This is a genomic window from Campylobacter helveticus, from assembly GCF_002080395.1.
GTDB lineage: Bacteria > Campylobacterota > Campylobacteria > Campylobacterales > Campylobacteraceae > Campylobacter_D > Campylobacter_D helveticus.
The window spans coordinates 844,745-857,271 of record NZ_CP020478.1 but is presented as its reverse complement, the minus strand read 5'-3'; the positions used below and the strand labels follow the sequence as shown (position 1 = coordinate 857,271).

Sequence of the window (12,527 nt, the reverse complement as noted above, 5' to 3'; positions counted from 1 at the left end):
CTATTTTAAGGGGGTTTTATTAAAATATATATTTTCTCTTTGTCTAAAATCTTGCATATTTTCAAGTAAAAAAGCGTAAAATTCTTTGCCGTGATGAGGGAATTTTAAATGTGCTATCTCGTGCAAGATGACATATTCTATCGCTTTTAGGGGCTTTTCTGTTAATTTTAAATTAAGATTAATGTAAGCTTTTTTATGATTACAAGAACCCCAACGCGTTTGCATCATTTTAAGACGAATTTTACTTGGATAAAGCCTTGTTTTTCTCTGCCATTTTTTAAGATAAAAATTAAAGATAATCCTAGCATTTTTCCTTATAAAAATTTGCAAATGCTCTAAATTTGGCGTTTTTATCTCATTTTTGAAAAGCTGTGCTTTGCTTAAATTTGGCTCTAAAATAAGCTTGTATTTTTTACCAAGAAAGATAATTTCATCGTCTTTTTTTGCATTTTTTTGATAATTTTGCCACGCATTTTCAAGCCATTTTTCATTTTTTTCTAAAAAGCCCTCAAGTCTTTCTAAGGGGTAAAAATAAGGCAAAGTGAGCTTAAATTCCCCTACCCTACTATCAAATTTTAAGATAAGATTTCTCACAGCTTTTTTAAACACGCAAATTTTAAAATTCCGCCAAGTTATACGAGTGCTTTGTTTTGCCATTTTTTACTTTTCCACCTGTAAGCATTCACCAAGCCTCTTAAAAACTCATCAGCGCAAAAGCCAAGCCACACACCGACAATCCCAAGCCCAGCATAAAAGCACAGCACATAGCCCACAGGCAAAGAAACCCCCATCATAAAAACAAGCCCACTAAAAAACGGAAATTTCGCGTCCCCACTTGCCCTTAGGGCATTGACCATCACGATATTAAAAGAGCGGAAAATTTCAAGGAAGATAGAAAGCGTAAAAAGCGGTATCATTATCTCTTTTAGCACTTCTTCAAGCTTTAAAACGCCCATAGTAAAGTCCTGCAAAATGAAATTAAGCAAAGCCACCAGCGCAGAAGCTATAAGGCTAAGATACAAGGCTATCCAAGTATGCTTATAAGCGACATTAAAATACTTCGCACCCACAAGCTTACCAGTGATGATTTCATTTGCCACGCTGATGGCTTGACCGATGAGCATTATCATCATAGAAATTTGAAAATAAATCGTCTGCACGCTTAAATTTTCTTTGCCTAAACTCGCCACAAAAGCAAAGGCTATGGTGTATTGCACTATCCATAGTAGATTTTCCCCAGCAGAAAAACCACCTATATTTAAGACCTTTTTAAGCACCTCTTTCTCAAGGGCAAGCATTTCGCGGATTTTAAGATGAATTTTAAGCTTAAAAGCAAGGATAAAGAAAAGCGCTAAGATAGCTAAAATGCGCCCAAAGATATTACTAAGCCCTACTCCAAAAAGCTCTAAATTTGTATGGTGCAAGACGATGTAATTTCCAAGCACAATGACCCCGTCCATTAGAAGCGTTACAAACATCACAAAAAAGGCGTGGTTATACACCCTCACAACAGCCGCCATTACGATACCAACAGCGTCAAAAAAAAGGCAGATAGCAAGCATATGCAGATAAATTTGACTATCTTTTAAAAGCTCCTGTGGGATTTTAAGCAAAGTGAGTAAAAAATCCCCACAGATGAAGATAAACACCGCACAAAAAAAGCCCAAAAGTGCATTTAAAAATAAGCTTTGATGAATGACCTTTCTAGCCAGAGTGAAATTTCTAGCGCCCAAAGCTTGAGCTATCACCACGCTACACCCCACGCTTAAAAAGCTAAAAATGGTAATGAAAAGGTCTAAAATTTGATTCCCAGCACCCATAGCACCGACTAGGGAATTTGAGTATTGAGAAACCATAACGGTGTTGATGATTAAAGAAAGATAGCGTAAAAACATCTCGCAAAATATCGGCACGCTAAGCCGTCTTAAAGAAAGCTGCTTCAAAGTCTGTCTCCATAAGGTAAAGATTTGATGTAATTTTCCATAAATTCAAAGTCTGGTTCGCCTTTGTGATTTATGGGGAGTTTGATGATTTCGTTTTCTACTCTTCCCAAGTTTCTAGCCCTCCCGTAAGAATAACGATAAATTTCTTGATTAAGCACCGTGCATATAAAAAGGGCTACATACTGATTTAAATTTTCATTTCTTAAAGTGCAGATATTCGTCCCTGTGGCAAAATTCTCTTTTTGATAAAAGGCATAAATCCCCTCTCCGCCTATGCTTATGCAATTTCCTTTTGTGATAAATTTAGCTTCCACTTCTACATACCCATCGCAACCATTATTTAAAGCCGTCCTAGAGATGAAGGGGACATTACCCCCCCCCCCCCCGACTTCATCTAGCTCACTTTTTACCAAAGAAAAAGTGCCAGAGCATTCAAAAATATCACCAAGTCTAAACTCGCCCCAACCACTATCATTTAAATATAGTTCATTAACAAAAGGCTTGTTATTTTGAACTTGACTTACATATTTTTCTATAAATTGCCAAACTTTTACCGCCTGTCCTCTTTGCATTAAAAAAGATAAATAATAATTTAAAGTCCTTTGAAAATCCGCCTGTGAAAGTTTAGAATAATCCGTTTTCATATAGGCTTCGCATAGCCACTCATCTTCGCCACTTACTTTTGCTGCGGCACTTAAGCCATCTATGATTTTTTTATTTCTAAATAAATCTAGCCATTGCTCTTCTATCTTTTTCCATTTTGATTCTCCACTTTCATCAAATTGCTCCACTCTGCCTAAATTTTTCTTTTTCTTAAAGCCGTCTTCTTTAAAATAGCCAAAAAAGGTTTCGTTTGTCGTGCCATCGCTATTTTGATGTGGTTTGCCAAGAGTGAAAATCATACAACAAGCACTCACAGACGCCCCCGGGTAAAACACCTCCGCAGGTAGGGTGAAAACGGCTTCTAGGGTGTTGTTTTCTAGCATTAAATTTTTGATATTTTTAATATCGCTTTTGCTCCCTATGGCTGCACTCATAGGAAGTAGCACGGCTAATTTTACTTCCTTTCTCGCCTCGTTTTTAGCTTCTCTTTCCTCATTTATCTCTTTGATAATATCGCTTAGATATTGTATAAACACAAGCCCTTTTGTGGGGTCTTCCTTGCCCTCTTTCGCACCTTTGCTCCATTTGTTTTTGTAATATTCAGGTATGCTTATGGGCTTGGCGTTGTAAGGGGGATTCATTAGGATAATGTCAGGATTTGCCTCTTTGATAAATTCTTTTTTGTCAAAACAGCTTCCAAATTCTATATTACTATTACCATCGCCGTGGATTAGCATATTTGTCGTGGCTAGTCCGTAAGCCTTTTCCTCCACTTCTATGCCGTAGATATTTTCTTTTTTGACCTTTTCCATTAGCTCTTTAGCTTCTTTTTCGCTCTTGCCTCTTTTACAATCGCTTAATTCTTTTACCATAGCTTGAACGAGAAATGACCCACTCCCACAAGTGATGTCAAGCACTCTTTTTGTCCTATCCACACCCACAACGCGGCACATAAAATCAGTAATATGGTCGGGTGTGAAAGCTTGGTTTTTATCAGCTTTGCCTGTGTATTTATTAAAAGCGATGAAGAAAAGATTTAAGATGTCTTGCCCCTCTTCGCTCTCGGTATCGATGTATTTATAAATATCTACGAGGATAGTTGTTAAAATCTCTATCCAGTCTTTTAATTTTAGCTTTTTAATTTTTTGATCGTTTAGGACATTTTTTTGTAAAAGTTCTATTTTTTTCGCTTTGTTATTTGAGCCGTCAAGTAAATCGCTTAAGGTTCTTTCTATGCTTACGCGGATAGCGTCTTCGTTTGAATTTTCCCAAAATTCTTTTAAATCTTTAACTAATTTATCATTGATGTGATTAACGCCTCGTTTTTTCACTTCATTTTTGATATATAAAAGAGTCGTGCCGACAAATTGAGAGCGGAGCTTCTCATCGATGTCTTTTTTATGCAAAAGCTCGTTTAAATCATAGGTGTTTTTGAGAACCTTTTCTCTATCGTTTTGCTTATTTATCTCAAATAAAGACATATAATGCTCCATAGTATCAAGCACGACTTCATTTTTTAGTAAGCACTCGTCGTTTATATGATTTTTCCAAACCTTGATTTTATCATCAGTAGTATTTGCTAGTATGGCGATGATTTTTTGGCTATGGTGCAGCGCTTTTTCAGCCTCTAGGTAGGCTTTAAGTTGCTTTTCGTCTTTTTGCGTGAATTTTGGCTTGGTTTCGACTAAAATGACAACATCATCTTTACAAAAACGCATATCAAGCTTAAAATGCTCGACTTTTTTGTTTAGGGATTTTTCTAGATTTTCTTTGCTTCCAGAAACTTTTATATAGCTATACTCGCCATTTTCTATATTAGAAACTAAATATTTTTTACCGATACACTCTACAATGTCAATTCTTTCCATAAATTATCCTTTAAAATCTAGCAATTTTTTATATTCAAAAAAAGCTTTTAAATTTTTATCTTGAAAAACCCTGTATTCTAAATGCTCGTTAAGGAATTTTTGCACCTTTAAAAAGGGGGTGAAAATGGAAATCCCAACATCATCTTTTACGATTTTTAACGCTCCAAAAACGCTAAAATACAAATAAATTTCTAAAACGCTCCCCCTCTTTCTTAGCTGAAACAAACAAGCCTTATCCTCGAAAATAAAAGGGATATGATAAACATTTTCAAAACTTGCAAAAAGCATTTCCTTAAACACCCTAAAACTTTGCGCGTCTTTAGCCGAGCTTAAATTCTGCACGATAAAACGCTTAAAATCAAATTCCTCTTCTAAGAATTTTAAAATCAGCTCAAGCCCCTCTGCGTAAGGCGTGAAATTCGGGCGTTTGCAAAGATGTTTGAAATTAATCACCCCTCCCTCCATATAAAGCTCGGCTAAATACTCAGCTCCCACCTCAAGCTCAATCATACTTTTTGTTTGAATTTGCTTTTTGTTAAGTAGTAAAGTATAGTGCGCGTAGCCTGTTTTGGCTAAAACTTTCATAGGTATGGGTAGGGTGGAATTGACAAGATTCATAATTTTTGACACATTTTAGCAAGTTCGAACGCAAGGACTTTTTTACTTTTAAAACCGCTTCTTGCGCTTTCATCTTGCGTGATGAAAATAAGCTCATTAAAATCCGCACCAAAATGATTTTTTTCACCTAAAACATTAAGACAAACCATATCAAGCTTTTTTTCTTTTAAAGAAAGCTCTGCATTTTTCAGGGCATTTTGTGCGTCAAGCTCCATTTTAAAGCCTATTTTTTTGCCTTTAAATTTGCAAGTTTTAAGCAAGTCCTCATTTAAATTAAGCTCTAAATTCAACCCCGCTTCGCTTTTTTTAATCTTGCCTTTTTGATATTTTGGCACAAAATCACTCACCGCCGCACACATTATCAAAAAATCACCCTCCTCAAAACGCTTTAAAAGTGCCTTTAAATCCTTTGAGCTTTCAAAGGCAAGAAACTGAAAGGGCGTTTTAAATTCCACTGAGCTAAGTAGCACGACATCAGCACCTAAATAATAAAAAGCAAAGGCAAGTTCTTTTGCCATTTTTCCACTAGAAAAATTGCTAATGCAACGCACATCATCAATTTTTTCTTTCGTGCCACCCCCGCTTACAATCACGCTTTTACCGCAAAAAAACTCCTCCTTAAAAAGCTCTCTTTTAATGAAGTGAAAAATGTCCTCTATCTCTGCTAAAGCCCCTATGCCCTCGTCTTTACACGCAAGTTTTTTATATATCGGCTCTATGATTTTAACGCCGTTTTGTTTTAAAATTTGCAAGGATTTTTGTGTGCTAAAATGCAAATACATCGCCGAATTTGCCGCTGGAGCGATGATAATGGGAGCTTTTGCTGCCATTAAGGTTTGGATAAAAAGAGTATCACTAATGCCATTTGCAAGTTTATTAATGGAATTAACACTCGCCGGAGCAAAAAGCACAATGTCAGCGTCCTTGCTAAAGGCGATATGATTATTTTGACTTTGCCAACTTTCATTTTCCTCACATAAAATTGCATCGGCTAAAGCTTCAAAACTAAGCTTGGTCGCAAATTTCAAAAGTCCATTACTAAGCAATACCTTAACCCTAAAGCCCTCTTTTTTAAACAAAGAAATAAGCTCATACGACTTATAAAACGCTATACTACCGCTGATAGCTAAAAGTATGGTCTTCATTGAAATTTTTTATAATAATAATCTTTTAAAATTTTGCTTTGCGCTCTATTGATAAAAAGCGCACCTTTTGGCACATTTTCACTTACAGAACTACCCGCCGCGATAATCACTTCATCGTCTATACAAACAGGAGCGATAAACTGCGTATCCGAACCCACGAAGACATTTTTGCCGATGATGGTTTTGTGCTTTTTCACTCCGTCATAATTACAAGTAATCGTCCCGCAGCCTATGTTAGTCCCCTCCTCTATCTCGCAATCTCCAAGATAGCTTAAATGCCCAGCTTTTACGCCATTAAGCTTGGCGTTTTTACACTCGACAAAATTTCCTATATGCGTGTTTTTAAGCGCACATTTTGGACGCAAATGCGCTAAAGGTCCTATGCTTGAATTTATAACTACGCTTTCTTCTATCACGCTTGAACTTTTAATGATAGAGTTTTCTATCACGCTTTTTCCCTCTATCCTTACATTTTCATACACTTCACACTCGCCTATAAATTTCACATCTAAGCCTATGAAAATTGAGTTTGGATTATGAAAGATAACACCCTCTTTAAACCAGTGCTTTTTAATTTTATCTTGCAGTAAATTCTCCGCCACACTCAGCTCAAATTTGTCATTAACCCCCATAAATTCGTCTTCATCGACAAATAAAGGCTTAATGTGGATATTTTTTTCTTTTGCAAGTTTTACCGCATCGGTTAAATAATATTCTTTTGCTTTATTTTCATTATCTATCAAGGGTAGAATTTCATTTAAAAGCTTTGAATTAAGAGCATAAACGCCGGCATTACAGGTTTTGAGCTTTTTCTCTTCTTCATTTGCGTCTTTAAGCTCGACTATCTTTTGCACTTCATCATTTTCAAGCACCACTCTACCATAGCTTTTGGCGTCCTTTGCTTCAAATACCGCTAGGCTAAATTCACTTTCAAGCTCAAGCAAAGCCTTAAGACTTTCAAGCTCCACTAAAGGCATATCTCCACAAAGAATTAAAACCCTTTCATTTTGTGGCTTATAATCCTTTAAAGCTCCTGCGGTGCCTGGGAAACGGACTAAATCTTGCTCTATAAACTTAGTTTGTGGAAAAAACTCACAAATTTCTTTCTCCACCCTTTCTTTTTGATGTGATAAAACAACACTCACATCATCACTTAACGCAAAAGCTTTTTCTAAAATATGCAAAATCATACTTTTAGCACAAATTTTTTGTAAAACTTTGGGTGTGTTTGACTTCATCCTTGTCCCAAGACCTGCTGCTAAGATAACTACGGAGCTTTTCATCAACTTTCCTTATGCTTGAATTATTTGCCTAATTTTAGCAACAAAAAGTTAAAATTAAAGCAAAAGTTAAAGTGCTTAAAGGTAGAATTTAGCCTTTATTTTAACTCGAGGTTTTTAGATTTGAGAAGCATTTTTTTTCTTTTTTTACTTGCTTTAAGTGCCTTTGGTGCAGAAGCTACCATACCAACGGTAAATTTAAGCCTTAGCGCACCTGATACGCCTAATCAACTCGTTACAACGCTAAATATCATCATTGTTTTAACCATACTCGCCTTAGCACCTAGCATTATATTTATAATGACTTCATTTTTAAGGCTTATCATCGTCTTTTCTTTTTTAAGACAAGCGATGGGAACGCAAAGTATGCCGCCAAATACCATTTTGGTAACTATGGCTTTAATTTTAACTTTTTTCATAATGGAGCCTGTAGCAACTAAGTCTTATAATGAGGGCGTAAAGCCTTATTTAGCCGAAAAAATAGGCTATGAGGAAGCCTTTGCAAAAGGTGTAAAGCCTTTTAAAGACTTTATGCTTAAAAACACGCGTGAGAAAGATTTAGCTTTGTTTTACCGCATAAGAAATTTGCCAAATCCTAAAACCATAGACGATGTGCCACTAAGCGTTTTGGTGCCTGCTTTTATGATTTCTGAGCTTAAGACAGCTTTTGAGATAGGCTTTCTCATTTACTTGCCTTTTTTGGTGATTGATATGGTCGTAAGCTCTGTTTTAATGGCTATGGGTATGATGATGCTACCACCCGTGATGATTTCTCTGCCCTTTAAATTACTCATTTTTGTGCTAGTGGATGGCTGGAATTTGCTCGTGCAAAGGCTAGTTGAAAGCTTTGTAACCTAAATTTTACGCATTTTGGCGATGAAAAAGCCGTCATAATTTTCACAAGGCAAGATTCTTCTTGCTTTGCTAAGCTCTTTAAAGTCGCTTTTTGCCTCTTTGGCTCTCACACCCTCCAAATCAAGCTCTAAGAATTCTAACTCAAATTCGCTATTTAAAGCATTTTCTAAAACCTCTTCATTTTCCTCCCTTAAAAAAGTGCAGGTGCTATAAACTAACTCACCGCCGTGCTTTAAAGCTTTTAGGGCTGAGTGCAAAAGCTTTTTTTGTAGTAGGGATAATTTTTTAATCTCCTTTAAAGATTTAGCATTTTCAAATCCTGTTTTAGCCAAAGTCGAACAAGGGGCGTCAAGTAAAATTTTGTCGAATTTCAAAGGGCATAAATGCCCTATACTTTTGGAATCTTTTAGGAAAATCTTGGCTTTGACATTATAATTTTTCAAATTTTTTTGCAAGGTAAAAAATCTCTCTTTGTTTGCTTCCACACACGCTAAATAGCCTTGATTTTGCATAAAATTTGCTAAATTAATGCTTTTTCCGCCCGGAGCCGCACACATATCTAAAACGCTTTCATTTGCTTTGGCATTTAAATTTTTAGCACATAAATAAGATGCGTAATTTTGTATATAAAAATGCCCCTCATTAAACGCTTTCATTCTGCTTAAAATTCCTTTATCTTCAGCTTTAAAAAGGTAGCAGAAGTGGTTGAGCTTTTGATATTTTAAATCCTTAAATTCAGCCTCAATTAAATCCTCATCAGCCTTTAAGAAATTTAAAAATACACAAATATTTTTTGGCTTTTCAAAACTTTCTTTTAGAGCAATCAGCTCATCTTGGCTATAAATTTGTGCTAACTTAGACTCCAAAATACTCCCTTAGCATTATCAAAGCCGCTAAAGAATCTAGCTTTCCGTCCTTTTTACGCGAATTTGCCACACCTAAACCTTGCGCTTCCTTACTCGTATAAGCTTCATCGACAAAGATAAGCTCTCCGCTAAATTGTAGTAAAGAAACAAAATGCTTAATTCTTTTACCCATCTCCACTTCACTCGCTCCACCCTTTGGTAGTCCCACAATGAGCTTTGAAATTTGATATTCGTTTATAAGCTGCTGCACTTCATTTGCGGCTTGGTCGCGATTTTTCCTTAAAATGGCGTTAAGCGGTAGGGCAATTTCATTTAACCATAAGGCAACCCCTATGCGTTTTAAGCCTATATCTAGGGCTAAAGCTCTCATTTTAAAAGCCTTATAAAAACTCCCTCAATGGCGATTTTACCCTCAAGCTCATACTCATAAACCTTTTCACCAAATTTTTCTAACGCCTCTTCCACACGCACACCTTTTTGGCAAAATTGTAAAAATTCATCTTTTTCTCCAACATCTTCTTTTACGCTTCCAAAATGTGCCGCAAAGGCTTTAAAATCGGCTATTAAATTTGCTTTTTTATCTTGCAAAAGTAAATTTGTTCCCCTACTTTCTTCTAATCTTTGTGGTAAAACAAAAAGAGGTTTTTGCATCTCATAACTTAATCTAGCACTTTGCATAGAGCCACTTTGTAAATCCGCCTGAGCGACCACAACCGCATCACTTAAAGCGATAATCAAGCGATTTCTTAATAAAAAATCAAATCCTTGAGGCATATAATTATCTTCATTTTCACTTAAAGCCAAACCTTTAGCGTAAATTTCTTTGATGATGTTTTCATTTGTTCTTGGATAAATTTGTCCTAAACCATTTGCAAAAATGCCTATATGCAAAGGTAAAGACGCTAAAGCTGCGTTAATATCCACGCCCAAAGCACCCCCACTCACCACACAAACACCAGCATTTTTAAGGGTAGTCGCTAAGTCTAAAACGCAATTTTTAGTATAAATACTCATCTTTCTAGAGCCTATAATGGCAACTTTTGGATAGCTTAGAAGCTTCAAATTTCCTTTAAAATAAAGCTTTTTTGGCTCATCTTTTAAGCTAGAAAAAAGATTTAAGTAAGAACTAGGTAAAAGCTCACTCATAAAGCTCACTCAAATACACAAGCTCTACGCTTTCTAACAATTCTTTGCTTTCTCTTAAAGCCTTAAAAGTATTGTGTTTAGGGTGTCCTATGACTATGGCGTAGCCCTTTTTGTGTGCAAGTTTTACCGCACTTAAAAGCTGTTTTTTAATATAGCCTACTTCGTCTTCATTATCTAAAAATACATCTCTTTGTATGTAGGTTTTTTGCATTTCTTTGGCGATTTTAGGGGCTTTTGAATCGTGCGTAGTTTTAGAATCGACAAAAATCAAATTGTGTCTAGCTAAAACTTTATAAAGCTTTCTCATCGCCTCTTCATCTCCCGTAAAAAGGCTTCCTGTGTGGTTATTAATAAATCTTAAATCCTTAAATTCACTTTTAATTTTAATGATATTTTTCTCAATCACTTCTTCGCTATCACTAGGACTTAAAACAGGCATTTTATTTTGAAAATAAAGTGCTTCTAAAGGTAAATGCACCATATAAAATTTAAATTCTTTTGCAAGTTTTGGAGTGTTTGGGTGTAGGGTGTGAGAAGGGAAAAAAGAAGGATTTATCTTTAAATGTAAAGCCTTAGCGTTTTTAACCTGCTCTTTACTCGCCATATCGTCAATGATAATGGCTAATTTGGGTTTTTGCCCCTTAGTTAAATTTGGTTTTATTTTTTCTTTTTGGCTTAAATTTTGCTCTTTTAAAATGGGGCTTTGATTCTGCTCTTTGCTTAAATTGATATCTTGACTAAGGTTTGTGTCCTTACTTAAATTCTGCTCTATTAACGCGCTTTTATTTAAATCAAAAAGCGATAAATTTGCTTCATTTTTACTTAAATTTTCTTCAGTTAAAGTCGTTTCATTTAAATCATTTTTTCCTAAATCAACCTTGCTTAAATTTTGCTCTAAGGGTTTAAAAACAGAGCTTTGGCTTTCTTCCACGCTTTGTCTTAATGAAACATTTATGTTCGTTTCATTACTCTCTTTCACACTTTGCGTTTGCTTTTTGCTTAAAATCAATAAGCTTAAAATCACGCAAATTAAAATTAAAATAATGAGAATTAAAAATCTTTGAATTTGGGTAATATTTTTTTTTGACAATTTAATTTTTATCCTTATCTATCAGTTTTTTCTCGCTTATCCAAGGCATTATTTTGCGTATGTTTTGCCCTGTTTTTTCTATTAAAGATTCGTTAGTATTTTGACGCATTGCGTGCATTTTTGCAAAATTTGATTGTTTTTCTAAGATAAAATCTCTCGCAAAAACGCCATTTTGTATATCTTTTAATATATTTTTCATCGCTTTTTTGGTGTGGGTTGTGATGATTTTAGAACCGCTTACATAACCTCCATATTCTGCTGTGTTAGAAATTGAATAACGCATATCGCTTAAACCCCCTTGATAAAGCAAATCTACAATTAATTTCACCTCGTGCAAACACTCAAAATACGCCATTTCAGGTTCATACCCAGCCTCAACTAGAGTTTCAAAACCCGCCTCTATCAAAGCCGTAAGCCCTCCACAAAGCACAGCTTGCTCTCCAAAAAGGTCGGTTTCCGTTTCGTGCTTAAAGCTTGTTTGCATTATGCCAACCCTCCCAGCCCCTATGGCACTTGCGTAAGAAAGAGCTAAATTTCTTGCATTTTTACTTGCGTCTTGATGCGCGGCGATTAAACAAGGCAAACCACCGCCTTTAGAAAATTCACTTCTTAGAGTATGACCTGGTCCTTTAGGTGCTATCATTATCACATCTACGCCTTTTGGCGGGATAATTTGCCCATAGTGGATATTAAAGCCGTGTGCGAAAGCTAGGGCTTGTCCGTCTTTTAAATTTGGCTTAATGTGTGCTTCAAAAATTTCTGCTTGATTTTCATCAGGTGCTAAAATCATTATTAAATCTGCTTTTTTACAAGCCTCTGCCACGCTTAAAACTTCAAAATTCGCATTTTTTGCCTTTTGATAGCTTACCCCCTCTCTTAAGCCGATAAAAACCTCCACTCCACTATCTCTTAAATTCAGCGCGTGAGCGTGTCCTTGCGAACCAAAACCTATAATGGCGACTTTTTTTGATTTGATTAAATTAATGTCGCAATCCTTATCATAATACACTACCATAACTTCTTTACTCCATATTTTTGCAAAAGCTAAATTATAACAAAAGCGCCTTAAATTTGCATTTATAAAGTTTAAGTAAAATTGCATAGATTTTTAAT

12 protein-coding genes are annotated in these 12,527 nt (G+C 35.6%); 1 reads left to right on the top strand and 11 read right to left on the bottom strand.

Annotated features, from left to right (window positions below):
• The 6 genes from CHELV3228_RS04505 to glmU are packed head-to-tail and all read right to left on the bottom strand — an operon-like array spanning position 1 to position 7,460.
• Positions 1–657 (bottom strand): M48 family metallopeptidase, encoded by a 657-nt coding sequence (locus CHELV3228_RS04505; RefSeq protein ID WP_082199727.1) that lies wholly within the window; start codon positions 655–657, stop codon positions 1–3.
• Entirely contained in the window at positions 633–1,943 is a 1,311-nt protein-coding gene (locus CHELV3228_RS04500) for an MATE family efflux transporter (RefSeq protein WP_255303407.1), read from the bottom strand. The genes CHELV3228_RS04505 and CHELV3228_RS04500 overlap by 25 nt, the downstream gene beginning before the upstream one ends.
• Positions 1,940–4,414 (bottom strand): N-6 DNA methylase, encoded by a 2,475-nt coding sequence (locus CHELV3228_RS04495; RefSeq protein WP_082199726.1) that lies wholly within the window; start codon positions 4,412–4,414, stop codon positions 1,940–1,942. The genes CHELV3228_RS04500 and CHELV3228_RS04495 overlap by 4 nt, the downstream gene beginning before the upstream one ends.
• A gap of 3 nt (positions 4,415–4,417) precedes the next feature.
• Positions 4,418–5,032: a hypothetical protein gene (locus CHELV3228_RS04490; RefSeq protein ID WP_082199725.1), complete on the bottom strand. Its 615-nt coding sequence runs from the start codon at positions 5,030–5,032 to the stop codon at positions 4,418–4,420.
• Entirely contained in the window at positions 5,029–6,177 is a 1,149-nt protein-coding gene (coaBC, locus tag CHELV3228_RS04485; RefSeq protein WP_082199724.1) for a bifunctional phosphopantothenoylcysteine decarboxylase/phosphopantothenate--cysteine ligase CoaBC, read from the bottom strand. Before coaBC ends, CHELV3228_RS04490 begins: the two co-directional genes overlap by 4 nt.
• The gene (glmU, locus tag CHELV3228_RS04480) at positions 6,174–7,460 is read right to left on the bottom strand and encodes a bifunctional UDP-N-acetylglucosamine diphosphorylase/glucosamine-1-phosphate N-acetyltransferase GlmU (RefSeq protein WP_082199723.1); all 1,287 of its coding nucleotides are present in this window, start codon (positions 7,458–7,460) and stop codon (positions 6,174–6,176) included. Before glmU ends, coaBC begins: the two co-directional genes overlap by 4 nt.
• 120 nt (positions 7,461–7,580) lie before the next feature.
• Here glmU and fliP point away from each other — a divergent pair, with 120 nt between their 5' ends.
• A complete protein-coding gene (gene fliP / locus CHELV3228_RS04475) occupies positions 7,581–8,315 on the top strand; it encodes a flagellar type III secretion system pore protein FliP (RefSeq protein ID WP_082200748.1) in 735 nt (244 codons plus the stop codon).
• Here fliP and CHELV3228_RS04470 read toward each other — a convergent pair.
• Genes CHELV3228_RS04470 through ilvC form a run of 5 tightly spaced genes read right to left on the bottom strand, consistent with a single transcriptional unit; the run spans position 8,312 to position 12,429 of the window.
• Positions 8,312–9,178, bottom strand: a complete 867-nt coding sequence (locus tag CHELV3228_RS04470) for an SAM-dependent methyltransferase (RefSeq protein ID WP_082199722.1) — start codon at positions 9,176–9,178, stop codon at positions 8,312–8,314. The two genes, fliP and CHELV3228_RS04470, sit on opposite strands and share 4 nt — an antisense overlap.
• The gene (ruvX, locus tag CHELV3228_RS04465; RefSeq protein ID WP_082199721.1) at positions 9,168–9,548 is read right to left on the bottom strand and encodes a Holliday junction resolvase RuvX; all 381 of its coding nucleotides are present in this window, start codon (positions 9,546–9,548) and stop codon (positions 9,168–9,170) included. Before ruvX ends, CHELV3228_RS04470 begins: the two co-directional genes overlap by 11 nt.
• Positions 9,545–10,324: a DNA-processing protein DprA gene (locus tag CHELV3228_RS04460; RefSeq protein WP_082199720.1), complete on the bottom strand. Its 780-nt coding sequence runs from the start codon at positions 10,322–10,324 to the stop codon at positions 9,545–9,547. Before CHELV3228_RS04460 ends, ruvX begins: the two co-directional genes overlap by 4 nt.
• Entirely contained in the window at positions 10,317–11,414 is a 1,098-nt protein-coding gene (locus CHELV3228_RS04455; RefSeq protein WP_082199719.1) for a divergent polysaccharide deacetylase family protein, read from the bottom strand. Before CHELV3228_RS04455 ends, CHELV3228_RS04460 begins: the two co-directional genes overlap by 8 nt.
• A 1-nt stretch (position 11,415) precedes the next feature.
• Positions 11,416–12,429, bottom strand: a complete 1,014-nt coding sequence (gene ilvC / locus CHELV3228_RS04450; RefSeq protein ID WP_082199718.1) for a ketol-acid reductoisomerase — start codon at positions 12,427–12,429, stop codon at positions 11,416–11,418.
• Between the last annotated feature and the right edge of the window lie 98 nt (positions 12,430–12,527).